This is a genomic window from Micromonospora sp. NPDC023956 (genome assembly GCF_040639195.1).
Classification (GTDB): Bacteria; Actinomycetota; Actinomycetes; order Mycobacteriales; family Micromonosporaceae; genus Micromonospora.
Window position 1 is genome coordinate 46,839 of sequence record NZ_JBEZZN010000003.1, and the last position, 20,927, is coordinate 67,765.

Annotated in this window: 21 protein-coding genes; 8 read left to right on the forward strand and 13 right to left on the reverse strand. The window is 72.9% G+C overall.

Annotated features, from left to right (window positions below):
* Nucleotides 1-268 precede the first annotated feature (268 nt).
* Together AB0F58_RS06445 and AB0F58_RS06450 are read right to left on the reverse strand one after the other, a co-directional pair.
* A complete protein-coding gene (locus tag AB0F58_RS06445; RefSeq protein WP_357138886.1) occupies nt 269-958 on the reverse strand; it encodes a nitroreductase family protein in 690 nt (229 codons plus the stop codon).
* A gap of 86 nt (nt 959-1,044) precedes the next feature.
* Nucleotides 1,045-1,863, reverse strand: a complete 819-nt coding sequence (locus AB0F58_RS06450) for a hypothetical protein (RefSeq protein ID WP_357138889.1) — start codon at nt 1,861-1,863, stop codon at nt 1,045-1,047.
* A 231-nt stretch (nt 1,864-2,094) separates the two neighbouring features.
* Between AB0F58_RS06450 and AB0F58_RS06455 the strand changes: the two genes are divergently transcribed.
* Entirely contained in the window at nt 2,095-3,360 is a 1,266-nt protein-coding gene (locus AB0F58_RS06455) for an aspartate kinase (RefSeq protein WP_357138892.1), read from the forward strand.
* Between the two features lie 5 nt (nt 3,361-3,365).
* Nucleotides 3,366-4,427, forward strand: coding sequence for an aspartate-semialdehyde dehydrogenase (locus AB0F58_RS06460; RefSeq protein ID WP_357138895.1), 1,062 nt, complete (start codon nt 3,366-3,368; stop codon nt 4,425-4,427).
* A gap of 45 nt (nt 4,428-4,472) precedes the next feature.
* On the opposite strand, the gene AB0F58_RS06465 is transcribed toward AB0F58_RS06460, so the two are convergent.
* On the reverse strand, nt 4,473-5,894 hold the full coding sequence (locus AB0F58_RS06465; RefSeq protein WP_357138898.1) for a diguanylate cyclase: 1,422 nt from the start codon (nt 5,892-5,894) through the stop codon (nt 4,473-4,475).
* A gap of 157 nt (nt 5,895-6,051) precedes the next feature.
* Here AB0F58_RS06465 and AB0F58_RS06470 point away from each other — a divergent pair, with 157 nt between their 5' ends.
* A complete protein-coding gene (locus tag AB0F58_RS06470; protein ID WP_357138901.1) occupies nt 6,052-6,714 on the forward strand; it encodes a histone deacetylase in 663 nt (220 codons plus the stop codon).
* Nucleotides 6,715-7,193: 479 nt separating this feature from the next.
* Nucleotides 7,194-7,394 carry a hypothetical protein gene (locus AB0F58_RS06475; RefSeq protein ID WP_357138904.1) on the forward strand — a complete coding sequence of 67 codons (201 nt, stop codon included), beginning with the start codon at nt 7,194-7,196 and terminating at the stop codon, nt 7,392-7,394.
* A 74-nt stretch (nt 7,395-7,468) separates the two neighbouring features.
* Here the strand turns inward: AB0F58_RS06475 and AB0F58_RS06480 are convergent, their stop codons facing one another.
* Nucleotides 7,469-8,263, reverse strand: a complete 795-nt coding sequence (locus AB0F58_RS06480; RefSeq protein ID WP_357138906.1) for an alpha/beta hydrolase — start codon at nt 8,261-8,263, stop codon at nt 7,469-7,471.
* 326 nt (nt 8,264-8,589) lie between these two features.
* Between AB0F58_RS06480 and AB0F58_RS06485 the strand changes: the two genes are divergently transcribed.
* Nucleotides 8,590-10,299 carry a bifunctional metallophosphatase/5'-nucleotidase gene (locus AB0F58_RS06485; protein ID WP_357138909.1) on the forward strand — a complete coding sequence of 570 codons (1,710 nt, stop codon included), beginning with the start codon at nt 8,590-8,592 and terminating at the stop codon, nt 10,297-10,299.
* 111 nt (nt 10,300-10,410) lie between these two features.
* Here the strand turns inward: AB0F58_RS06485 and AB0F58_RS06490 are convergent, their stop codons facing one another.
* The 5 genes from AB0F58_RS06490 to AB0F58_RS06510 form a co-directional block, all read right to left on the reverse strand.
* Nucleotides 10,411-10,938, reverse strand: a complete 528-nt coding sequence (locus tag AB0F58_RS06490) for an aminoglycoside nucleotidyltransferase (RefSeq protein WP_357138912.1) — start codon at nt 10,936-10,938, stop codon at nt 10,411-10,413.
* Nucleotides 10,935-11,465 (reverse strand): hypothetical protein, encoded by a 531-nt coding sequence (locus AB0F58_RS06495; RefSeq protein ID WP_357138915.1) that lies wholly within the window; start codon nt 11,463-11,465, stop codon nt 10,935-10,937. The genes AB0F58_RS06490 and AB0F58_RS06495 overlap by 4 nt, the downstream gene beginning before the upstream one ends.
* A 107-nt stretch (nt 11,466-11,572) precedes the next feature.
* Nucleotides 11,573-12,166 carry a hypothetical protein gene (locus AB0F58_RS06500; RefSeq protein ID WP_357138918.1) on the reverse strand — a complete coding sequence of 198 codons (594 nt, stop codon included), beginning with the start codon at nt 12,164-12,166 and terminating at the stop codon, nt 11,573-11,575.
* A 72-nt stretch (nt 12,167-12,238) separates the two neighbouring features.
* Nucleotides 12,239-13,504 (reverse strand): hypothetical protein, encoded by a 1,266-nt coding sequence (locus AB0F58_RS06505; protein ID WP_357138921.1) that lies wholly within the window; start codon nt 13,502-13,504, stop codon nt 12,239-12,241.
* Nucleotides 13,501-14,016 carry a SigE family RNA polymerase sigma factor gene (locus AB0F58_RS06510; RefSeq protein WP_357138923.1) on the reverse strand — a complete coding sequence of 172 codons (516 nt, stop codon included), beginning with the start codon at nt 14,014-14,016 and terminating at the stop codon, nt 13,501-13,503. The genes AB0F58_RS06505 and AB0F58_RS06510 overlap by 4 nt, the downstream gene beginning before the upstream one ends.
* A 110-nt stretch (nt 14,017-14,126) precedes the next feature.
* On the opposite strand from AB0F58_RS06510, the gene AB0F58_RS06515 reads away from it, so the two are divergent.
* The 3 genes from AB0F58_RS06515 to AB0F58_RS06525 all read left to right on the forward strand — a co-directional run bounded on the left by AB0F58_RS06515 (nt 14,127) and on the right by AB0F58_RS06525 (nt 16,141).
* Nucleotides 14,127-14,648 (forward strand): hypothetical protein, encoded by a 522-nt coding sequence (locus tag AB0F58_RS06515; RefSeq protein ID WP_357138926.1) that lies wholly within the window; start codon nt 14,127-14,129, stop codon nt 14,646-14,648.
* A 160-nt stretch (nt 14,649-14,808) separates the two neighbouring features.
* Nucleotides 14,809-15,345 carry a hypothetical protein gene (locus AB0F58_RS06520; protein WP_357138928.1) on the forward strand — a complete coding sequence of 179 codons (537 nt, stop codon included), beginning with the start codon at nt 14,809-14,811 and terminating at the stop codon, nt 15,343-15,345.
* Nucleotides 15,338-16,141 carry a MerR family transcriptional regulator gene (locus AB0F58_RS06525; protein ID WP_357138931.1) on the forward strand — a complete coding sequence of 268 codons (804 nt, stop codon included), beginning with the start codon at nt 15,338-15,340 and terminating at the stop codon, nt 16,139-16,141. Before AB0F58_RS06520 ends, AB0F58_RS06525 begins: the two co-directional genes overlap by 8 nt.
* 77 nt (nt 16,142-16,218) lie before the next feature.
* Here AB0F58_RS06525 and AB0F58_RS06530 read toward each other — a convergent pair whose 3' ends face one another.
* The 4 genes from AB0F58_RS06530 to AB0F58_RS06545 are packed head-to-tail and all read right to left on the reverse strand — an operon-like array spanning nt 16,219 to nt 20,832.
* Nucleotides 16,219-17,022 (reverse strand): SDR family NAD(P)-dependent oxidoreductase, encoded by an 804-nt coding sequence (locus AB0F58_RS06530; RefSeq protein WP_357138934.1) that lies wholly within the window; start codon nt 17,020-17,022, stop codon nt 16,219-16,221.
* 23 nt (nt 17,023-17,045) lie between these two features.
* Nucleotides 17,046-18,374 (reverse strand): FAD-dependent oxidoreductase, encoded by a 1,329-nt coding sequence (locus AB0F58_RS06535; protein WP_357138937.1) that lies wholly within the window; start codon nt 18,372-18,374, stop codon nt 17,046-17,048.
* 53 nt (nt 18,375-18,427) lie between these two features.
* Nucleotides 18,428-19,411: an AfsA-related hotdog domain-containing protein gene (locus AB0F58_RS06540; protein ID WP_357138940.1), complete on the reverse strand. Its 984-nt coding sequence runs from the start codon at nt 19,409-19,411 to the stop codon at nt 18,428-18,430.
* Entirely contained in the window at nt 19,408-20,832 is a 1,425-nt protein-coding gene (locus AB0F58_RS06545) for an NAD(P)/FAD-dependent oxidoreductase (protein ID WP_357138943.1), read from the reverse strand. The genes AB0F58_RS06540 and AB0F58_RS06545 overlap by 4 nt, the downstream gene beginning before the upstream one ends.
* Between the last annotated feature and the right edge of the window lie 95 nt (nt 20,833-20,927).

Here is a 20,927-nt window from a genome sequence, read left to right on the forward strand (position 1 = left end):
GCGGAATGCTCCCGTTGATCATGTGGCGTCAGCATCGAGATGTCGGCGACGGTGCCGACGAGCGGGGGTCGGAACCGGATCGGTCCGGACGAGTTCGGTGTGCTGGACGGCGCGCGTCAGACCCGCGACGAGGTGCCGGCCGGATGGGCCTCGTCGCGGCACGGAAGGAGGAGGCTCGCCTGCCACATGATATTGGTGACCCTACGTGATCAGGTTGGCTCACGGAAACGACCTTCCGGACTATGGGACGAGATCGACACCTCCCAGTTCAGCCCGTCGGCGGGCCGAGGATCAGATCGGTGACGGGACGTCGACGGCGCAACTCGGTCTCCCGCCGGCGGAGGTCCCCCGGGAGGGAGCGCGGGTCGCCCAGCCGGCCGACCGCCACCACGACGTGCGGGCGGACGTCGTCGGGCAGCGCCAGGTCGATGGCGATACCGGCCCGGTCGAAGCCGGCCATCTGGTGCACGTGCAGGCCCAGGGTGCCGGCCTGCACGGTGAGGTGGGCCACCGCCTGCCCCAGGTCGTAGGCGGCCTGCCCGGGGTCGTCGGCGCCCCGGACGGGGTGGTGGGCGGCCTGAACCTGCCCGGGGTCGTCGGCGCCCCGGACGGGGTGGTGGGCGGCCTGAACCTGCCCGGGGTCGTCGGCGCCCCGGACGGGGTGGTGGTCGGCCGGCGCGGGACCGCCCGGCGTCGGCACCAGGTACGCACCGAGCAGCAGCGCCGAGGCCCGTCCCGCCCAGCGTTGGTTCCCGGCGGCCAGGTGCACGAAGATCCGCTTGTACGCCTCGTCGGCGCGCCGGCCCAGGAGGAACCGCCACGGCTGACGGTTTCCCGCCGACGGCGCCCAGCGGGCCGCCTCCAGCAGGGAGGCGGCCTCGGCTTCGGTCAGCTCCACCGACGGGTCGAACGCGTATGGACTCCAGCGTGCGGCGAGCAACGGGGAGAGTTCGGCCATACCGCCGAGCTTTCCCTACCGCGTCACCCGACGGAATGGAAGGGTGACCCGTTGTGATCAACCGCACCCGTGGCCGTGCGGGTGGTTCAGGGCGTCGGGGTGGGCCCAGTGCTCGGTTCTCCCGGGGCCGGGGCGGTGCCGTCGACCGGCTCGCCCTCGGTCACCGGCCCGGCCAACTGCACCGTCGCCGGGGCGGGTGCGGGCTGGCCGGCCAGCCGGAGCGTCCCGAAGGCCGTCCGGACGGCGGTCGGCGTGCCGTCCGGGTCGTAGCAGTAGATCCCCACGTCCAGCGGGGGATTGAGCGAGGCCGAGGTGGACTCGACCGAGTAGCAGGTCCCGGTGGCGCCGGGCAGCGGCCGGGTCACCGACACCGCGAGCGGGGCCTGGCGGTCGGTGAGCACGTCCAGCCAGTCGGTGAACGGGTGCTGTACCCGGGGGTCCAGCCGGCGGGGGATCGTGTCGTCCGGGTCGCCGAGGCGTACGCAGCCGGCCGGCTCGGGCCGGGTCGCCGAGGGCAGCGCGCACTGGAACAGCCCCTCGGCGGTGCTCACCAGCGCCACGTCCACGGTGCCGCCGAACGCCCAGCCCGGCACGTCGACCCGCCAGCTGCCGTCGTTGGCGTTGATCACGGTGATCGTCCGGGTGGAGCCGTCGTCGGTGGTGAGGGTGTACCGGGCGGTCAGGTGGCGGTCCTGGGCGGCTGCCGCGAGAGCGGCCAGGTCGTCGCGCGCGCCGTCGGGGCGGGCCGGCGTCGGGCTGCCACCGGCGGGCTCGGGTGGTTCGGTCGAGGGCTCCTCGGAGGTGCAGCCGGCCAGGGAGGCGCCGGCGAGCAGAAGGGGGACGGTCAGCGCGAGCAGGACGGTCGGTCGGCGGCGCGCGGCGCGGAGGTGGACACCGGTAGGCACCCGTCCATTGTCCGGTCCGGCACCGCCGTACGGGAGCCCCCGGGGCCGTGCCCGAACGGCGTGTCGCAATCCGGCGGCGAGGCGGCGGGGACCGCTTCCGGCCGGATCGTGGGATCACCTGACCTGCCGGACGGAGCCGCCCGATACCCTGGGTACGTCTGACCCGCGCCGCCGGCGAATCACCCCGGCGGCGTCGGCACGCTCAGGGCTGCTGGGAGGGAGTGCGCCGTCGTGGCACTCGTGGTGCAGAAGTACGGCGGGTCCTCCGTCGCCAACGCGGAGCGGATCAAGCGGGTGGCCGAACGGATCGTCGCCGCCCGCAAGGCCGGCGACGACGTGGTCGTCGTGGTCTCCGCGATGGGGGACACCACCGACGAACTGCTCGACCTGGCCAATCAGGTCAGCCCGCTGCCGCCGGGGCGGGAGCTGGACATGCTGCTCACCGCCGGGGAGCGGATCTCCATGGCGCTGCTCGCCATGGCCATCCACAACCTCGGGTACGAAGCCCGCTCGTTCACCGGTTCGCAGGCCGGGGTGATCACCACCTCGGTGCACGGCCGGGCGCGGATCATCGACGTCACCCCGGGTCGGCTCAAGGGCGCGATCGACGAGGGCGCGGTGGTGATCGTGGCCGGCTTCCAGGGGGTCTCCCAGGACACCAAGGACGTCACCACGCTGGGCCGGGGCGGCTCGGACACCACCGCCGTGGCGCTCGCCGCGGCGCTCGACGCGGACGTCTGCGAGATCTACACCGACGTCGACGGGGTCTTCACCGCCGACCCGCGGATCGTGCCCAACGCCCGGCACATCAAGCAGATCACCTACGAGGAGATGCTGGAACTGGCGGCCTGTGGGGCAAAGGTGCTCCACCTGCGCAGCGTGGAGTACGCCCGTCGCGCGGGGTTGCCGATCCACGTCCGTTCGTCATACTCGACCAACACCGGCACCATGGTCACCGGATCGATGGAGGACCTCTCTGTGGAGCAAGCACTGATCACCGGGGTCGCCCACGACCGCAGCGAGGCGAAGATCACCATCGTCGCGGTGCCGGACGAGCCGGGAGCCGCCGGCCGGATCTTCGAGACCGTGGCCGGTGCCGAGATCAACATCGACATGATCGTGCAGAACGTCTCCACCGAGGGCACCGGCCGGACGGACATCTCGTTCACGCTGCCCAAGACGGACGGCCCGACCGCGATGGCCGCGCTCAACAAGATCCAGGAGTCGGTCAAGTTCAAGGGCCTGCTCTACGACGACCACGTGGGCAAGGTGTCGCTGATCGGCGCCGGCATGCGTTCCCACCCCGGGGTGGCCGCCGGGTTCTTCGCCGCGCTCGGTGCGGCCGGGGTCAACATCGAGATGATCTCCACCTCCGAGATCCGGGTCTCCGTGGTCTGCCGGGACACCGACCTCGACGTGGCCGTACGGGCCATCCATGACACGTTCGAACTCGGCGGTGAGGAAGAAGCCGTGGTCTACGCGGGAACGGGGCGGTAGCGCCGATGGCGCCGCTGCCCACCCTCGCCGTGGTCGGGGCGACCGGTGCGGTCGGCACGGTGATGTGCGATCTGCTCTCCGCCCGTAAGAACGTCTGGGGCGAGATCCGCCTGGTCGCCTCGCCCCGATCGGCCGGACGACGCGTGCGCTGCCGGGGCGAGGAGCTGGTCGTCCAGGCGCTCACCCCCGAGGTCTTCGACGGCGTGGACGTGGCCATGTTCGACGTGCCCGACGAGGTCTCCGCCGAGTGGGCACCGCTCGCGGTCAACCGGGGCGCGATCGCGGTGGACAACTCCGGGGCGTTCCGGATGGACCGCGACGTCCCACTGGTGGTCCCCGAGATCAACCGGGAGCAGGTGCGTAACCGGCCCAAGGGGATCATCGCCAACGCGAACTGCACCACCCTCGCGATGATCGTCGCCGTCGCGCCCCTGCACCGCGAGTACGGCCTGCGCGAGCTGGTGCTCGCCTCGTACCAGGCGGTGTCCGGGGCGGGGCAGGCCGGCGTGGACACCCTGCACACCCAGCTCGGCAAGATCGCCGGGGACCGTGCGCTCGGTTCCCGCCCCGGCAACGTCCGCCAGGCGGTCGGGGACGATCTGGGCCCGTTCCCCGCGCCGCTGGCGTTGAACGTCGTTCCCTGGGCCGGCTCGCTCGCCGACGGCGGCTGGTCCTCCGAGGAGATGAAGCTGCGCAACGAGTCGCGCAAGATCCTCGGACTGCCCGACCTCAAGGTCTCCGCCACCTGCGTACGGGTGCCGGTGGTGACCGGGCACTCGGTGGCCGTCCACGCGGTCTTCGCCGCCGAGGTGGACGCCGAGGGCGCCCGCGAGGCGCTGCGCAACGCCCCCGGGGTGATCCTCGTCGACGACCCGGCCTCGGGCGAGTTCCCGATGCCGATCGACGCGGTCGGCACCGACCCGTCCTGGGTGGGCCGGATCCGTCGAGCCCTCGACGACCCCCGCGCCCTGGATCTCTTCGTCACCGGCGACAACCTCCGCAAGGGGGCCGCTCTGAACACCGCGCAGATCGCCGAGCTGCTCGCCGCCGAGTTCCGCACCCGCTGAGCAGCCCGCCGGGCACGCTCCTCCGTGGCGGTGGTGCGGGGGCGTTCAGGCGGCGGCGAGCTGTACGCCGTCCCGGCCCCGGCGCTTGACCGCGTAGAGGGCCTGGTCGGCGCGGCGCATCGTCGACTCGGGGGTCTCGCCGGGCCGGGGGAGGGCCACCCCGACGCTGATGGTCTGACCGGTGCCCCGGGCGGCCTGGGCGAGCCGTTCGGCGATCCGGACCGCCTCGTCCGGACGGCTCACCTCGAGCACCGCCACGAACTCGTCCCCGCCGATCCGGTACAGCTCGTCCCCCTGGCGCAGCGCCGCCTCCAACGCGCGGGCCAGACCGACCAGCAGCCGGTCGCCCGCCTGGTGGCCGTACGTGTCGTTGACGCTCTTGAAGTCGTCCACGTCGATCGCGAGCAGGGCGGTGCGCCCCGGCGTGGCGGTGGCGATCCGCTCGCCGAACGGCCCGGTGTGGCGCAGCCCGGTGAGCGGGTCGGAGCTGGCCCGCTCGCGCAACCGGGCCAGGGTGCGGAGCCGGTCCAGGGAGATCCAGGCCTGCCCGGCCAGCAACTCGATCAGGTTGACCGTGGTCGGGTCCGGCCGCAGCGACCGTTCGTCGGCCACGAGCAGGACACCCCCGCCGTCGGGGGGCCCGACCGGCACCGTGATCAGCGTGCGGACGCCGGCTCGGGCCAGCGGCTGGAGGTCCTCGATCGGCGGGTGTCCGGCCTCGCCCAGGGTGTAGCCGGCACCGTACCGGTGGGCCCGGCTCATCATCCGCCCGAGCGGTCCCGGACCCGCCTCGACCAGCTCGGCCCGCACCCGGCTCTCCAGGTCGCCGGGCGCTCGGGGCGGGGCGGCGAGTCGCGGGCCGTCCGGGTCGGGCAGGACCAGCACGGCCGCGGAGAGCGTGGAGACGTCCCGGGCCGCGCACATCGCCGCGGTCATCAGGTCCCACTCGGTCGGTGCGGCGGTCAGCGCGGCGGCGTGCCGGAGCATCTTCTCGCCGCGCGTCTCCGCCGGTGGGCCGCCCAACGCCACGATCCGCGCACCGAGGCGGGTGGCGATCCGCTCGGCGGTTTCCCGCCACGGGCCCAGCTCCACCGGCCCGCACCACTGGAGGTCCAGTACGCCGAGCGGCCGGCCCGCCGGGTCGACCACCGGTACGCAGATCTCGGCGGTCACGTCCGGCCGGATCGGCAGGTAGTCCGGGTCGTCGGCGACCTCCGCCACGGTGACCCCGGTGCCCGAGGCGTAGACCCGGCCGACGATTCCCGCCTTCGGCGGCACCGTGGCGTAGACCTGCCAGGAACCGGTCGCCGCGACGCAGCGCAGCCGGTCGTGGACCTGGAGCAGGACGGAGATGGTCGCCGGGGCGTACCGGGAGAGGGTGTTGACGGTCCACTGGCACGCCTCGACCGCGGTGGACGCCATCGGGAGGCGCACCGTGACGTCACGGATGACTCGATCCAGGTCCACGCGGGCGTCGTTCCAGGTCGGGGGGTGGGCGCGCGGCCACCGGCCGCCCGACCAAGGGTACCCAGGTCGAACCGGCCGCCCGGCTGCTCGTACACATGTTCTATCCACAGGCTGTGGACGTGGGCTGTGGATACCCTGGGCCGACCGGGAGGTGTCGATGTCGTCGGACCTGGTGTGGTACGTCGCCTACGGCTCGAACCTGCACGCCGCCCGGCTCGGTTGCTACCTCGGCGGCGGACGGCCGCCCGGTGGACTACGGACGTACCCGGGCTGCCGGGACCGCCGACCGCCCCGACGCAGCGTCCCGGTGTTCCTGCCCGGTGGTGTCTACTTCACCGGCGAGTCGCGGGCCTGGACCGGCGGGATGGCCTTCTACGACCCGCAGTTGCCGGGCACGGTCGCGGCTCGGGCGTACCTGCTCACCGCCGGGCAGTTCGCCGACGTGGCCGCGCAGGAGATGTACCGTCCGCCGGGCGCGGACCTGGCGGCGCTCGCCGCCGCGGTGGAGCGGGGTTCGGTGGCGGTCGGGCCGGGCCGGTACGAGACCCTGGTCTGCGCCGGCCGCCGGGAGGGGTACCCGCTGCTGACGTTCACCGCGCCCTGGCGGGCCGGCGACGTCCCGTGGCACCCGCCGGCCGCCGCCTACCTCGGCCTGCTCGCCGCCGGGCTCGCCGAGTCGCACGGCTGGTCCGCCGACCGGATCGTCGACTACCTGGCGGCCCGACCCGGGGTGGCCGGGCGGTGGGAGCTGACCGACCTGGCGGCGACGGTCCGGCGCGCGACGGCGGGAACGTGGACCGGTCCGACCGACGCGGTGTAACGTCATACTGCGGGTGTCCACAGTCGACACCCCTCGTCAGCGGGGGTGCACATCCCGCGCTTGCCGGGCGGGAACGGTGCGACGCATCGGCGCCCGTGGCGGTGTGTTCCGGGCGGAACAACGACGAGCTGCACCTGCCTGCGCATTTTCCGACAATCGTGTATCCGATCCTGCTCCCGGGGATGTCGGCGTGGTCACATCTTCCGCCGATCGGCTCTTTCTCGTCCGCCGATCGGCGATCGGGCGGGTGCTCACCCGCGCCGACCTGCGCGATCACCCTCAGTGCATAGGCATGCGCCGATCGCCTGAGTCGTGTGGGCCGTTCGGTCGTGGTTGATCAACCGGGCAGTTGTTAGTTGCCCCAGCAGCTTTCTTGCGTACACGACTGGCATCACCATCGATAGCCTCAGGCATTCTCACGGAAACGTGGGATCCCGTGCCGGCAGGACTCTCGCCGGCTCTCGGAATGTGGGGGAATCGTGAAAAGCAGCCTGAACGACGAGAACCTTCCCATCAACCGGCGCATGCCTTCCGCCGGACGTTGGGCGCTGCGCGACCTGGCGGACCGCGACCAGCGGGACGCGGGCCGCTTCGGCTCGTTCGACGGTGGCGGAGACCCCGCCATCGAGAACCCGGCCCGGCCGTACCGCGGCTCGGGCGGCAGTTACGCCTGCCGCTGACCGACCGGAAGCCACCGCCGCGCCGGCTCTGACGGGAGGCCGGCGCGGCGGCCCTCACCGCGCGCTGCCGTCGGTCACCCGAGGAGGAACCGGCGCAGCTCGTCGGCGAGGTCGGCCGGGGGCACCTGGTGGTACCCGCCCGCCATGCTGAGCCGCCGGGCCCCGGGAACGGCCTCCGCCGTGCGCTCGGTCGCCTGCCGTAGCCACTCCGGGCTGGCCGTGCTGTCGACCAGCAGGGTGGGCGCCGTGATCGCGGCCAGCTCGTCGCGGGGGAGGGCACCGTCGGCGGTGATGGTGGTGTCGTAGACCAGGGTGTGCGCCATCCGCTCCAGCGACGGCCAGCTCGGGTCGTGTCGCATGCCGGCGACCGCCTCGCCGGGCAGCCCCACCGCCGAGGTCAGGAAGAGTTCCACCGCCTCCGCGCGGCGGCCCGCCGCGACCAGCTCGGCCAGGGCGGCGGCGATGGCCGGCCGGGAGCCGGCCTGCCCGTCCACCGCGAACGGCGGCTCGAAGAGGGCGAGCCCGGTGACCGCCAAGCCCCGGGCGGCGGCACGGGCGGCGAGGATCGCCCCCGAGGAGAGCCCGTAGACGTACGCCGAGCCGCCGGCCGCCCCGGTCAGCGCCGCGAGGTCGTCGACCTCCCGGTCGACCGAGTACGGCGCGGTGTCGCCGCTGTCGCCCCGGCCCCGGCGGTCGTAGGCGTACGCGGTGAAGTGCGGCGCCAGGGCGGCGGCCAGCGGTCGCGCGGTCGTCCGGTCGTTGAAGGCGCCACCGACCAGGATGATGGGTGGCCCGTCCCCGGCGGACTCGTAGGCGATCGGGGTGCCGTCGGCGGAACGCACCCTCCGTACCGGCTGGTTCGTCGTCACCCACCGTTCCTACCGCGACGGTACGACAACCGTCCGGTCCCGACCCGCCGTCCACCGCCCCGGTGTCCCGGCCGGTGGCGAAGGCGTCGACCGTTCACCCGGCCGTCATGCCGGAACCGGCCGTCCGACCGCCCGAGGTGGCCGAACGTCTTCGTAGCTCCGCTGTACTCGACCGGTCGACCGATCGCGGCGCGGATGAGAGGCTGTCCCGGCAGGGCGACGGGCACCGCGCCGCGTCCCTGCTAGCGATCACTGCAACGGTACGGATCAGGGCAGCCGGACGGTACCGCGACCGGCCCCACGCACCAACCCTCACGAGGAGTTCCATGTCCGTCTCCGGGATGCGTCGCCGGACCGCCCTCGGTCTGGCCGCACTCACCGCGGTAGCGCTGAGCGTGGCCGCCGCGACCCCCACCCAGGCCCACCGACCCGGTCCCAAGCCTGTCGACGTCAAGTTGCTCGCCCTCAACGACTTCCACGGCAACCTGGAGCCGCCGAGCGGCTCCAGCGGCACCATCGCCGGGCAGACCGCGGGCGGTGCCGAATACCTGGCGACCTACCTCAAGCAGCTCCGCCAGGAGAGCAGGAAGCACAAGAACACCATCACCGTCGCCGCCGGTGACCTGATCGGCGCGTCGCCGCTGCTCTCCGCGGCGTTCCACGACGAGCCGACCATCGAGGCGCTGTCGTTGGCCGGGCTCGACTACGCCAGCGTCGGCAACCACGAGTTCGACGAGGGCCCCGCAGAGCTGCTGCGGATCCAGAAGGGCGGCTGCCACCCGGTCGACGGCTGTGCCGACGGCACCCCGTACCGGGGAGCCGGCTTCCAGTACCTGTCGGCCAACGCGTTCAAGACCTCGACCGGTCGCCCGCTGCTGCCCCCGTACGCCATCCACAAGGTGGACGGCGTCAAGATCGGCTTCATCGGCATGACGCTGGAGGGCACCCCGGACATCGTCAGCCGGGAGGGCACCGCTGGCCTGACCTTCGCCGACGAGGCACTGACGGCCAACCGGTACGCCGCCGAGCTGCGCCGCCGGGGCGTGCAGACCATCGTGGTCCTGCTGCACGAGGGCGGCAACCAGGCCGGATCCGGTGGCATCAACGACTGTGTCGACTTCAGTGGGCCGGTCGTGGACATCGCCAAGCGGATGGACCGGTCCATCGACGTCGTCGTCAGCGGCCACACCCACCAGGCGTACAACTGCGAGGTCAACGGCAAGCTGGTCACCAGCGCCAGCTCGTTCGGCCGGCTGGTCACCGACATCGACCTCAAGATCGACCGGCGTAGCGGCGACGTGCTCACCATGAGGGCCGAGAACGTCGTGGTCACCCGGGACGTCGCCAAGGACCGGGCGCAGACTGCGCTGATCAGCCGCTACAAGGAGGTCCTCGGCCCGATCGCCGGCCAGGTCGTCGGCACCACCGGCGGTCCGCTGACCCGCGCCCAGGAGACCCTGTTCGGCACGACCCTGGGCGAGTCCACCATGGGCAACGTGATCGCCGACGCGCAGCTCGCCGCCACCGACACCGAGCAGAACGCGGTCGCCGCGTTCATGAACCCGGGCGGCGTCCGGGCCGACATCGACGCCGGCCAGGTGACGTACGAGGAGGCGTTCACGGTCCAGCCGTTCGCCAACAACCTGACCACCTTGAACCTGACCGGCGCGCAGCTCTACTGCATGCTGGAGCAGCAGTTCACCGTCGGGCGCACGCTCTACCCGTCCGCCTCCGTGCGCTACGTCGTCGACCCGAACGGCACCTCCGCGCCGGCCGGCGACCCGTGCGCCGGCACCCGGGTCGTCCGGGGCAGCCTCACCATCGGCGGGACGGCGGTCGACACCGCCGCCACCTACCGGATCACGGTGAACAGCTTCCTGGCCGGTGGTGGTGACGGCTTCAGCGTCCTGCCGCAGGGCACCGACGCGGTCACCGGCATGATCGACCTGGACGCGCTGATCGCGTACCTGAAGGCCAGCTCGCCGATCGCCGCGCCGGCCCTCGACCGGATCCGTACCACGGCCGAGGTCGGCTGACCCTCGCCACCAGGACGGGCCCCGGAGCACCCGCTCCGGGGCCCGTCCCCGTTCCCCCGGGCGCTGCCCCGGGGCCGGGGGAGAGCGGTGCGGGTCCGTCGTGCACGTCGGCTAGCGGAAGTCCGCCGGAAGCTCGATCCCGAACCGCTCGCACAGCAGCGGTACGTCGTGCCGGTCGACGTCCCGGGGTGGATAGCCGACGTGCCAGCGAACCGCCCACTCCGGTGCCTCACAGCTCACCGGCCTGCCGGCGACGGCGCCGCGACCGTTCAGCGCCTCGGCGGGGAAGGAGACCCCGTCCACCGCCGAGCCGTAGTGGATCACGCCGGTCGGTAGCGGTTCGTAGAGATGCAGGTCCACCCGCCGTCGGATGCCGTCGTGCAGCACGAAGTTCCACGGCCGGTCGCCTGGCCAGGGAAGGATCCGGTCGACGTCCTGCGCGGCGAACGCGACGAACACCTGCTCGAGTTGGTCGGCAGGCACCCAGAGATCGAGGTCCGCGTGCTCCCGGGTCTGCGACCCGAGCAACGCGTCCACGCCCCACCCGCCGCCCACGCAGGCGTCGACCCGGTGTGCGTCGAGGCCGTCGAGCAGGCCCACCACGTCCTCGGCGGTCATCAGGTACCGGCGGGAGTTCACAGTGTCCCGGTGGCCTGCGGAGGTCGCCCGGTGGCAGTCGACGCGAGCTGGCGGAGCAGGGCGAGGTCGGTGCGGTCAACGTCACGGGGTTCGTAGCCGCTGTGCAGCACCATCTGCTGTGCGACGGAGAGGCAGCCGACCGGGCGACCGGCGATGGTGCCGGTGGTGAAGCAGTCACGGGGGTAGCGGAAGGAACCACCGTCCAGACCGGCCTGGTGGGCGTCCCCCGTCGCGTCGAACGTCACCGGGTGCAGGTCGACCCGGCCGCGCCGGGCGGCGACGACCTCGACCCGGACCGGACGCCAGTCGGTCTCGACCGCGTAGCCGAGCAGTCCGAGAGCCCGCAGGGCCGCCGCCTCACGATCGGCGGGAACGAGCAGGTCGAGGTCCCGGTGACTGCGGGTCTGCCGCCCGACGAGGGCGTCGACACCCCAACCACCGCCGATCCACGCCGCGCAGCCGACGCCGGTGAGGGCGTCGAGGACGGCATGTACCTCTTCCGCGTCCACCCGGGCAACAGTGGTCATCCCGAAATCCTGCTCTGCCGGCGCGGTCGCGGGCAACGCGGTTACCGCTTCCGGGCCGACCGGACCGGTTGCGGCGGGCACGCTCTCGGTGGCGGACCTGGAGGGTCTCAGGGGGTGAACGGTGGTAGCGCGGCGAAGCCGGGATGCAGTTCGACCTGCTGGGCGAGCTGGGTCAGTACCTGGCGTACCCGGGTCAGGGGATGCTGGGGGAACCGGGCGTCGTACGCCGGGTCGTCGGCGACGTGCGACGGCAGCCCACCCTCGCCGTCGGGCCCGTACGGGTGGGGCCGGAAGTAGTTCGCCGGGCCGATCTCGGCCATCACCAGCGCCTCCCGCTGGCCGGTCGTCCCGCCCTCGGCGGCCTGCACCCGCAGCACCGCGCTGCACGTGGCCTTCGGCGCGATGTAGCTGCCCAGGAAGGCCTGGCCATGGGGCTGGTTGGGCAGCTTGACCTTGATGACCTGGCGAAGTGCCGGCTGACCGCCGACCGGCACGACGTCGGCCTCGATCAGCGCGCCGCCCTGGGCGGCGGCCATTCTCGCCAGTCCCTGCCGAAGCGCGGCCAGATCCGTCAGCGCGGCGGGCAGGTCGGGAACCAGGTCGAAGAAGACCGGCTGGATCACGATCCGCTCACCGTTGGCCCAGGTGTCCGCAGCCACCTGGTCGAACCCGGCGGGGAGAAAGTGCTGGAAGGGGTGCATGGGCTCCGATCGTGCCAGACGGTTCGGCGCGGAGCGGGCCGCCGGCCCGCCCCGCGCCCGTCCGGCATCCCGCTACCGACCGGCCAGGGCAACCGCCGGATCGAACGCGACGGCCTGCTGCTGCGCAGCGGTCAGGGCGAATCTCCCCTTGCCGTCAGCGCCGAGGGTCACCACCAGCCAGGAACCATCCCTGCGCAGCACGTACACGGTCCGTTCCGCCGAGGCGCCAGCACCGTTGCGGGTGACGGTGCGGTAGCGTTCGCCGTTCGGTCCGGTACCCGCCTCGCAGGCGTCGGTCCGGGACGGCTTTTCGCAGCTCAGGTTTCCGGAAGGACCGGGATCCCCCCGGTGGATCCTCACCGAGAAGAGTCCGGCCACTCTGCTCACCAGGATCCGACCCTGACCCTGGTAGGCGTCCCCGGTGTGCGCACCTCCCCGGCTACTCCAGCCGGCTCCCAGGTCGTTCGGAGTGAAGACGGGCCCCCTGCCCGCTGCTCCTCGGACTCCCGGCGCCTCCCTCTGCAACGCGGCGAGCACCGCGCTGTCGATCGACATTCGCTGGGCGCCGGCGTCGAACCGCAACGGCTCCGCGGCCACCTCGGCTACGGCCGGGTCGAGCGCCAGCGCCGTCAACTGCGCGACGGTGAGCGGCAGGTCCTCATCCTGACCCTCGACGGTCAGGATGAGGACCACCCCGTCGGTCCGCTCCACGAACGCGTTCTTCCGCACCGAGGGCACGGGCGGCCGGCCGCGACTCGCCGCTCCCTGATCCCGGTCACGGATCGACGAGGTCCTGATCTTCTCGCCCCCCGGCCCGGTGGTGGTCGCACAGCCGTCCTTGCTGACCGCATCGGCGGCGCAGGGAGGAATCGTGCCCCAGTCAGAGGTGATCTGTACGGAGAGCTCACCGGTCCGGTCCCCGGACCGGACCCATCCGCTCCCGTAGTAACCGTTCGGGGCGTAGCCACGGGTGGTCGGCCCGGAGTCCCAGACCCGCCCGGCACCCTGCGGCGCACCCCATTCCAGGTCCGGCGCGACCCGCCCGACCGCCGCGAAGATCGCCGTGTCCGTCGGCGTGAACGATTCGCCCGGCGCTGGCGCCGGGATGCGTACCGCCGGGTTCGTCGGGCTCGGACCCGTCGGCAGCTCGGCTGCGGGTCGACCGGTGACGGCCACCGCCCCGAACGACATCGCACCCACCGCGGCTGCCGCTGCCGTCACCACGGCGAGCCGACGCAGCCGAAGCGCCCGGCGCTGTCGGGCGATGACCCCGTCCACGTCGATCGAGGTGGGCGGGATCTCCCCCACCGCCTCCCTGAACATCGTCCGGTAACTCACGCGCTCTCTCCGCTCGTCGACACCTGGTCCGCCACGAGTGCGCGAAGGCTCTCCAAGCCGCGCGCCGCCTGGCTCTTCACCGTTCCCGCGCTGATCCCCAGTGCCCGGCCGGTCTCCTCCACCGAGAGGTCGCAGTAGAAGCGCAGCACCACCACCGCCCGTCGACGGGGAGGAAGCTGTGCCAGCAGGTCGAGGAGCAGTTCCCGGTCCGCCAGTGCTGCCTGCGGAAGGGTCACGTCGACCAGGTCGGGCAGTTCGTCGGTGGCTCTCTCCCGCCGCCACGGCCGGCGCCGCTCGTCCAGCCAGGCGTTCGTCAGCATTCCCCGGACGTACGCATCGACGTGTTCCATCGCGCGCACCCGTGGCCAGTGCCGGTAGAGCTTGCCGATGGTGATGGAAACCAGGTCGTCCGCCGTGTGCCAGTCCCGACAGAGCAGATACGCGGTCACCCGTAGCGGCTCCAGCCGAGCAGTCACGAACTGCCGGTACTCGTCCTCGTCGGCGCGATTCACCGCGCCGGACCTCGCGCTCGTCTCATGTCTGGGGAACGGAGCCACCCGGCGGAATGGTTGCCCCGCCCGGTGGCGACGGTGGCCACCGGTCTGCCGACACCGGCTCCGGCGTGCTGGTCCTCGCTCCCGCGGGTCTTACGCTGACCCTGGTCATCGACGTATCGAGTAGCGTCGGGTCGATCGGAGGAACGATGCGCAACACCGAGATGGCAAAGCTCAGCGGGCTCGTCGGCGAGTGGACGACGACGATATCGGAGGCATGGTTCCTCGAACCGTCCGGCACCGAGGTGCCGGGCACCACCACCGTCACGTGGCTCGGGGAGTCGTTGCTGGTGGTGCGGTCGGAGTTCGGCGGGAACGGGCACGCGCACTCTGAGATGGGTCTCGTCCTCGGGCGCAGCGACGCGAACGACCGGTTCGTCGCGCTCTACCAGGACGACCGCGGGGTCTGCCGCGAGTTCGCGATGACCTTCGACGCTGGGCACTGGACGATGACCCGTGCGGACCCGGACTTCCACCAGCGCTTCGTCGGCGACGTCGAGAAGGACCGCATCCTCGGCCGTTGGGAGGCGTCCGAGGACGAGGGCAGGTCCTGGCGGAAGGACTTCGACCTCACCTTCGAGCGCGTCTGACCCGGAGCGCCTCCGACCGGGGAGCACCGGGCGGCACCTGCTGCGGCTCGTCCGGGCCGGGTGCGGTCGGCTCGCTCGCTGTCCTCCGCTGCCGTACCTCTTCGGCGGGGGGAAGACACGACTTGACCCTCACGCTGCGTAAGGCTGGAGGGTGGGGCACATGAGCGACTACTACGACGCTTTCGAGATGAGTCCCGTGCCCGATCCCGGCCCGGATGCGGTGGCGCCGGAGCCGTTCCGGGGCATCTACGGAATGCCCGCGTTCGTGACGATCCCCACGGGCGACCTGGCGGCGTCGGTGGACTTCTGGATTCGCGGGCTCGGCTTCTTCGAGCTGTTCAGTATCCCCGGCAGGCTCGTGCATCTGCGCCGGTGGGCGTTCCAGGACGTCCTCCTCGCCTCGGCGGCGGACGTTCCGGCACAGGCACCGGCGATGAGCTTCAGTTTCGCGTGCGTGCTCAGTCAGATCGATCCCCTCGTCGAGGCCTGCCGGGCGTTGCGCCCGGATTCGGTCCACGGCCCACGGGACACGCCCTGGAACACCCGCGACGTGGAGGTGATCACCCCCGAGAACGCGCGGATCGTCGTCACTGCGGCGAAGCCCTTCGATCCGGCCAGTCAGGAGGCGCGGAACCTTGAAGCCATCGGGATCACCCCGCCGGGCGTCGGTCGCGGCGACAATGCGGAGCATGCCTGATGCCACTGACGCCGACGGCCTGACCGTCGGTCAGGTCTCGACGCGGGTGGGCGTGACGGTCCGCGCGCTGCACCACTGGGACGACATCGGTCTGGCGCGACCGTCGCTCCGTACGGCTGCCGGCTACCGCCTCTACACCGCTGACGATCTGGAACGGCTGCACCGCATCGTCGTCTACCGGGAGATCGGCCTCGGGCTGGACAGGATCCGGGCCGTCCTGGACGACTCGGCGGCAGACGTGCCCGGCGCACTGCGCGCGCAGCGCGCCCAGGTCGCCCAACGGATCGACCGCCTCCAGCAGCTCAGCGCCGGCCTGGACCGGATGATCGCCGCCCACGAACGCGGCCTGCTGCTGACCGTCGAGCAGCAGTCCGCGATCTTCGGCCCCGAGTGGAACCCGGACTGGCCCGCCCAGGCCCGGCAGCGCTACGGAGACACGACGCAATGGCAGCAGTACGCGGAACGCTCGGCGACTCGCGGTCCGGAGGAATGGCAGGCCATCGCCGACGCCGTCGCCGACCTCGACCGTGCCCTCGGGGATGCGGTGGACGCCGGTGTCCGCCCGGGTAGCCCAGAAGCGAATCATCTCGTCGAGCGGCACCGTGACCTGTTCTCGTCGTACTTTCCCCTCACCCGGCAGATGCAGGTCTGTCTCGGTCGCAGGTACGAGGCGGATCCGGCGTTCGCTGCCCACTACGACGGCATCCGCGCCGGCCTTGCCACCTGGTTCCGGCAGAGCATCGACGCCAGCGCACGGGCCCACGGCATCGACCCCGACACCGCCACCTGGGCGTAGGGCGGCGGCCGGAACGAGGTCGAGTGTCCTTCGGCGACGCGCACCGGCCTCCGCCGGCCCCGTCGGCGCCCGGGTGGTCAGGACAGGACCCCCTCCCGGGGCTCCGGCCGGCGACCGCCCGGGACGAGCAGCGGCAGGACCGACCAGCGCAGGACCGGGAAGAGCAGCCACCGGGGCAGGTGCCGGCCGGACCACGCCTGCGCCTTCGCCACGATCCCGGGGACGACCCACCGCCGGCCGGCGGCCAGGCCGGCCAGACCTGCCGCCGCCACCTGGTCCGGGGTCAGCCAGCGCAGCCAGCGGTGCTTCCGGATGCCCGGCACGCCGGCCACGTCGTACAGCTCGGTACGCACCGGACCGGGCGCGAGCAGGGTGCAGCGCACCCCGGTGCCCCGCAGTTCCTCGTGCAACGCCTGGCTGAACGAGTTGAGGAAGGCCTTGGTCGCACCGTAGGTGGCCGCCATCGGCACCGGCTGCTCGCCGGCGGTCGAGCCGCTGATCAGGATGCCGCCCCGGTCGCGGGCCAGCATGCCCGGCAGGACGGCGGTGGTCAGCTCGTGCACGGCGACGACGTTCACCTCCACCTCGCGGGCCAGCTGCACCGGATCGTGGTCGCGGAGGTGACCGCAGCTGGAGAAGCCGGCGTTGGCGCAGAGCACGGCCACGTCCCGTCCGGCCAGCTCCGTCGCCAGAGCGCCGCGCGCCGCCCGGTCGGCGAGGTCGACCGGGCGGACGTCCACGGCCACCCGGTACGTCTCGCGCAGCTCGGCCGCCAGCGCCGCCAGCCGGTCGGCGCGTCGGGCGACGAGCACCAGGTCGAGTCCCTGCCCCGCCAGCCGGCGCGCCAGCGCGGTGCCGATGCCCGACGAGGCCCCCGTCACCACGGCCGACCCCGCCGGTCGGGTCACGGCTGCGCCCCGGCGAGCCGCGCCGCGATCCGCGCGCCGGCCTCGTGCCCGGACCGGAAACAGCCCTCGATCGACACGCCCCGCAGGTAGTCGCCCGCCAGCGCCAGGCTCGGCACGTCGCCGACCAGCTGGTGCACGCCGGCCAGGAACTCCCCGTGGAACGGCGCGTAGCCGCAGTAGGCGGCCGGCCAGTGCCGGACGACGGACCGGACCCGCCGCCCCGGGGTCAGCCCGAGGTGCCCGCTGACCCGCCGCTCCGCGTCGTCCACCCACGCCGCGACCAGGTCGTCGGTCAGCTCCCGCGCCCGACCCTGCCGCCCGCTGAACGTGTACCGCACGATGTGGCGTTCTTCCATGCCGTAGGAGCCGGCGTTGGTGCACGGGCCGTCGTCCATCGCCAGGGCCCGCACGTCGGTGCGGAAGAACGGCCGGTCGTACTCCACCAGCACCACGGTGGACGGGAAGTACGTCGGCTCGGTGAGCCGCTTGGCCAGCGCCGGGAACTCACCGCGCAGGATCTCCGCCGCGGCATGGGCGGTGGTGGCCAGGACCACGGCGGCGTACTCCCGGGTCTGCACCGGGCCGCCCCGCTCGCTCAGCCGCAGGCCCACCACGTCACCGTCCCGCACCACCGGGGCCACGGCGGTGGTGCCCAGCCGGACGGGTACCCGCTCGGCGAAGGCGGCGAGCACCGGCTCGATGCCGTGTTCGAGCTGGTCGTACGTGTCGAGCAGCATCGCCAGGTTGGTGCCGAACGTCCCCAGGTACACCTCGTCCGGCTCGGCCCCGTTGTTCCGGATGACCATCGGTCGCAGCAGCACCCGGGTCACCCGCTTGCCGAAGTGCCGGCTGAGCGTCTCGTGGTCGTTGGCCTGGGCGATCCCGGTGAACAGCGGCGAGCCGAGGTAGCCGTTGGCCGGGTCGGCGCGGATCGCGCGGGCCAGCCGGGCCAGCCGGAGCATGTCGCGCGGGGAACCCATCCGGGCGACGTGGGCGAGGCTGCGCAGCCGCCGGTCGCTGTCGAGGGTCAGCACCCGCCCGCCCTCGACCCGGGACGCGTTGATCCCGAACGGCACGTACGGATGTTCACCCATCGCCGCGGTGAACGTCCGGAACAGCTCGTACCGGCGGCCGATGTTCTTGCCACCGGTCATCACCGCCCGGTCGCCGAGCCGGTCGATCCCGAACCGGCCACCCGGCACCTCACCGGCCTCGATCACCTCGACCCGGTGGCCGAGCCGGTGCAGGTGGTACGCGGCAGCGAGCCCGCTGGCCCCGCTGCCCACCACCGCGACCGTCGGGCCGTCCTCCGCCGTGGGCGCCATACCGCCACCTGCCTCTCCGTCACCGCTGCCCGGACCGGGCGACCGCCCGGCGGTCACCGGACCACCGGCCAGGACACGAGGGTGATCGTTCCGTCGATGAGCTGCTCGTCGAACTGGTACATGGCGACCGCCACCTCGACCGATCCGTCGGCCGTCACGCCCCTGACCCGCGCCGTGCACTCCAGCGGATGGTCGAGCTGGCCGAACGTGCTGAACGCGACCTCGCACCCGGTCACCACGCTGACCGGGTGGGGCAGCGCACCGGCCCCGGTCGCCGCCAGCACCGCCGCCTGGCGGAGCCCCTCGACCGCCACCGGGCCGGGCAGGTGGTCGTAGGCGTGGTCGAAGAACGACGGGTGCCCCTCGTCGAGGACCAGCCGGCAGCGCACCTCGCCGGACCCGCCGTCGACCGGGACGCCGACCACGACGTTGCGCTCGTCGTAGCGGCCCACCAGTCCCGGCGGCACCGTCGGCACCGGCGCCACCGGCTCGCTGTCCGGCTGGCGGGCCCGCTGGAACGCCCGCATCACCTCGTAGTCGTCGGGTGGCATCCCCACCACCTCGGCGGTGACCTCCATGGCGAGCCGACCGGCCAGGAACAGCTCACCGCGCAGGGTGAGCACACCGACCCCGGTGGACAGCCCGCTCCGGTTGCGGGTGCGGTACCGGAGCAGGCCCTCCTGCGGGGTCCGCCGGTCGTCGGCGAACGCGGTGAGGTCGACCACCCGCAGGGTGAAGCTCCGCAGGGTGAACGGCTGCTCGCGGGGGATGCCCAGGTACTGGTGGACCAGGACGAAGACGGACTGGCGGGCCGCCTCACCCATCGCGAACGGATCGTGCACGTCGATCCGCCGGTCGCCCCACAGGCTGTGCGCCCGGGGGACCTGCACGGCGAGGACGAACTCGTCCCGGTCGACCTGGGTGGAGTCGGCCACGAACACCTCGCCGAGCGCCCTGCGGTGGGCGAGGGCGCAGGGCACCGTCCGGCTGAAGCTCAGGTCGACGTCCGGCACGTCGACGGCGTCGGAGCGGATCATCGGCTTCCTCCGGTCGATGCCCCGGCGACCGCCGTCGGGGCGTTGGCAGCTTCGTGCCGTGGCCGCCGGACCAGGCGGGCCCGGCGGACCTGGTCGCCCACGGCGGCACCGAACTCGGCGAGTACCCGGCGCCGGGGAACCCGGCCACCGGCGAGCAGCCGGCCGACCGCGCCGACGGCCCGACCGGGGCTGAGCACCGTGGACGGTTGGGCGTCGTGGCTGAGTACGGCCAGCAGGTCGGCTCCCCGGCCCCGGTCCGTCATCCGCCGGATGATCTCCGGCAGGAAGGTCGGGATCTCGCCGGAGCGGCCCAGGTCCGAGCCGACCCAGTAGTGGGCGAGGAACTCCCGGTCGCGCCACCGGGCGAAGGCGGCGGTGGCCTTGTCGAGGTCCCGCGCCGGCCCGTCGAGCACCCCGGGCAGGGCGGCGGCGAGGGCGTCGACCTGACGGAACGCGTCCCCGATGCCCCGACCGGCGGCGGGGTCCTTGAAGTGGCCGGCATCGCCGAGCAGCACCCAGCCGGGCCCGGCGCCGTCCCGGAAGTACCCGTCGAACCCGGTCAGGCCGAAGATCCCGGCGGCCCGCTGGGCTCCGGCGAGGGCCTGTGCCACGGGTGGGCAGGCGGTGGCGTCGGCCAGGAAGTCCTCGGCCGTGCAGCGGTGGCCGGCCGCCGCGTCGACGGGCAGGGTGTGCGCGGTACCGACCAGGTAGAGGCCGCTGTCGGTCGGCGCGCCGAGGACGAACTGGTCGCCCCAGCGGTGGAAGACGAACGTCGGCGGTCCGGCGGGCGTCGCGCCGGAGAAGTAACTCCAGTGGTAGGCACGCGTTCCGGGGACCACGTGGTACCGGCGGGCCCCCACCAGTCGGGCGACGGTGGACTGCCGGCCGTCCGCCCCGACCACCAGCTTCGCGGCGATCTCCACCGGCCCGGCCACGGTACGCAGCCGCACCCCGGTCACCCGGCCGTCACCGGTCAGCAGGTCGGTCACCTTGGCGCCGAGCACCGGCTGCACCCCGGCCCGGCGGGCGGCGACCAGCAGCAGCGGGTCGAGCACCTGCCGGCGTACGCAGATCCCACCGCCCGGACCGTGCGTGGCGCCCGGGTACCCGAGCAGCCCGTGGAAGTCCTCCAGCCGGGTGTCGGCCGCGACGAACGGCGGCGCGCCGGTGGCGAGGACGTCCGGCAGGACACCGAGCCGATCCAGGAAGCGGAGGGTGTCGGCCTGCATGATGTGGGACGAGAGGGTGTTGCCGATCCGTTCGGCCCGGTCGACCAGGGCCACCGTGCGCCCGGCCCGAGCCAGCAGGGTGGCCAACGGAGCGCCGGCACACCGCGCCCCCACGATGACGACGTCGACCTGACGCGGCGGATCCGGTGCGGCGTCCGCCGGTCCGAGCGCGGTCGAGGTGGATACGGACATCGACCACCCTCACCTCGCGTCGTCGCCGACGCCACCGACGAATATGGACAGTGAGGTTAGCCCCGGCCCGGCGGTCTGTCACCAACCGATTCCCT

What these genes read in the sequence shown, in the direction of transcription:
- AB0F58_RS06500 (WP_357138918.1), bottom strand. Translation starts at nt 12,166, where the DNA reads ATGCACCCCTTCCAGCACTTTCTCCCCGCCGGGTTCGACCAGGTGGCT.
- AB0F58_RS06540 (WP_357138940.1), bottom strand. Translation starts at nt 19,411, where the DNA reads ATGATCCGCTCCGACGCCGTCGACGTGCCGGACGTCGACCTGAGCTTC.
- AB0F58_RS06445 (WP_357138886.1), bottom strand. Translation starts at nt 958, where the DNA reads ATGGCCGAACTCTCCCCGTTGCTCGCCGCACGCTGGAGTCCATACGCG.
- AB0F58_RS06460 (WP_357138895.1), top strand. Translation starts at nt 3,366, where the DNA reads ATGGCGCCGCTGCCCACCCTCGCCGTGGTCGGGGCGACCGGTGCGGTC.
- AB0F58_RS06485 (WP_357138909.1), top strand. Translation starts at nt 8,590, where the DNA reads ATGTCCGTCTCCGGGATGCGTCGCCGGACCGCCCTCGGTCTGGCCGCA.
- AB0F58_RS06525 (WP_357138931.1), top strand. Translation starts at nt 15,338, where the DNA reads ATGCCTGATGCCACTGACGCCGACGGCCTGACCGTCGGTCAGGTCTCG.
- AB0F58_RS06535 (WP_357138937.1), bottom strand. Translation starts at nt 18,374, where the DNA reads ATGGCGCCCACGGCGGAGGACGGCCCGACGGTCGCGGTGGTGGGCAGC.
- AB0F58_RS06470 (WP_357138901.1), top strand. Translation starts at nt 6,052, where the DNA reads ATGTCGTCGGACCTGGTGTGGTACGTCGCCTACGGCTCGAACCTGCAC.
- AB0F58_RS06520 (WP_357138928.1), top strand. Translation starts at nt 14,809, where the DNA reads ATGAGCGACTACTACGACGCTTTCGAGATGAGTCCCGTGCCCGATCCC.
- AB0F58_RS06495 (WP_357138915.1), bottom strand. Translation starts at nt 11,465, where the DNA reads ATGACCACTGTTGCCCGGGTGGACGCGGAAGAGGTACATGCCGTCCTC.
- AB0F58_RS06545 (WP_357138943.1), bottom strand. Translation starts at nt 20,832, where the DNA reads ATGTCCGTATCCACCTCGACCGCGCTCGGACCGGCGGACGCCGCACCG.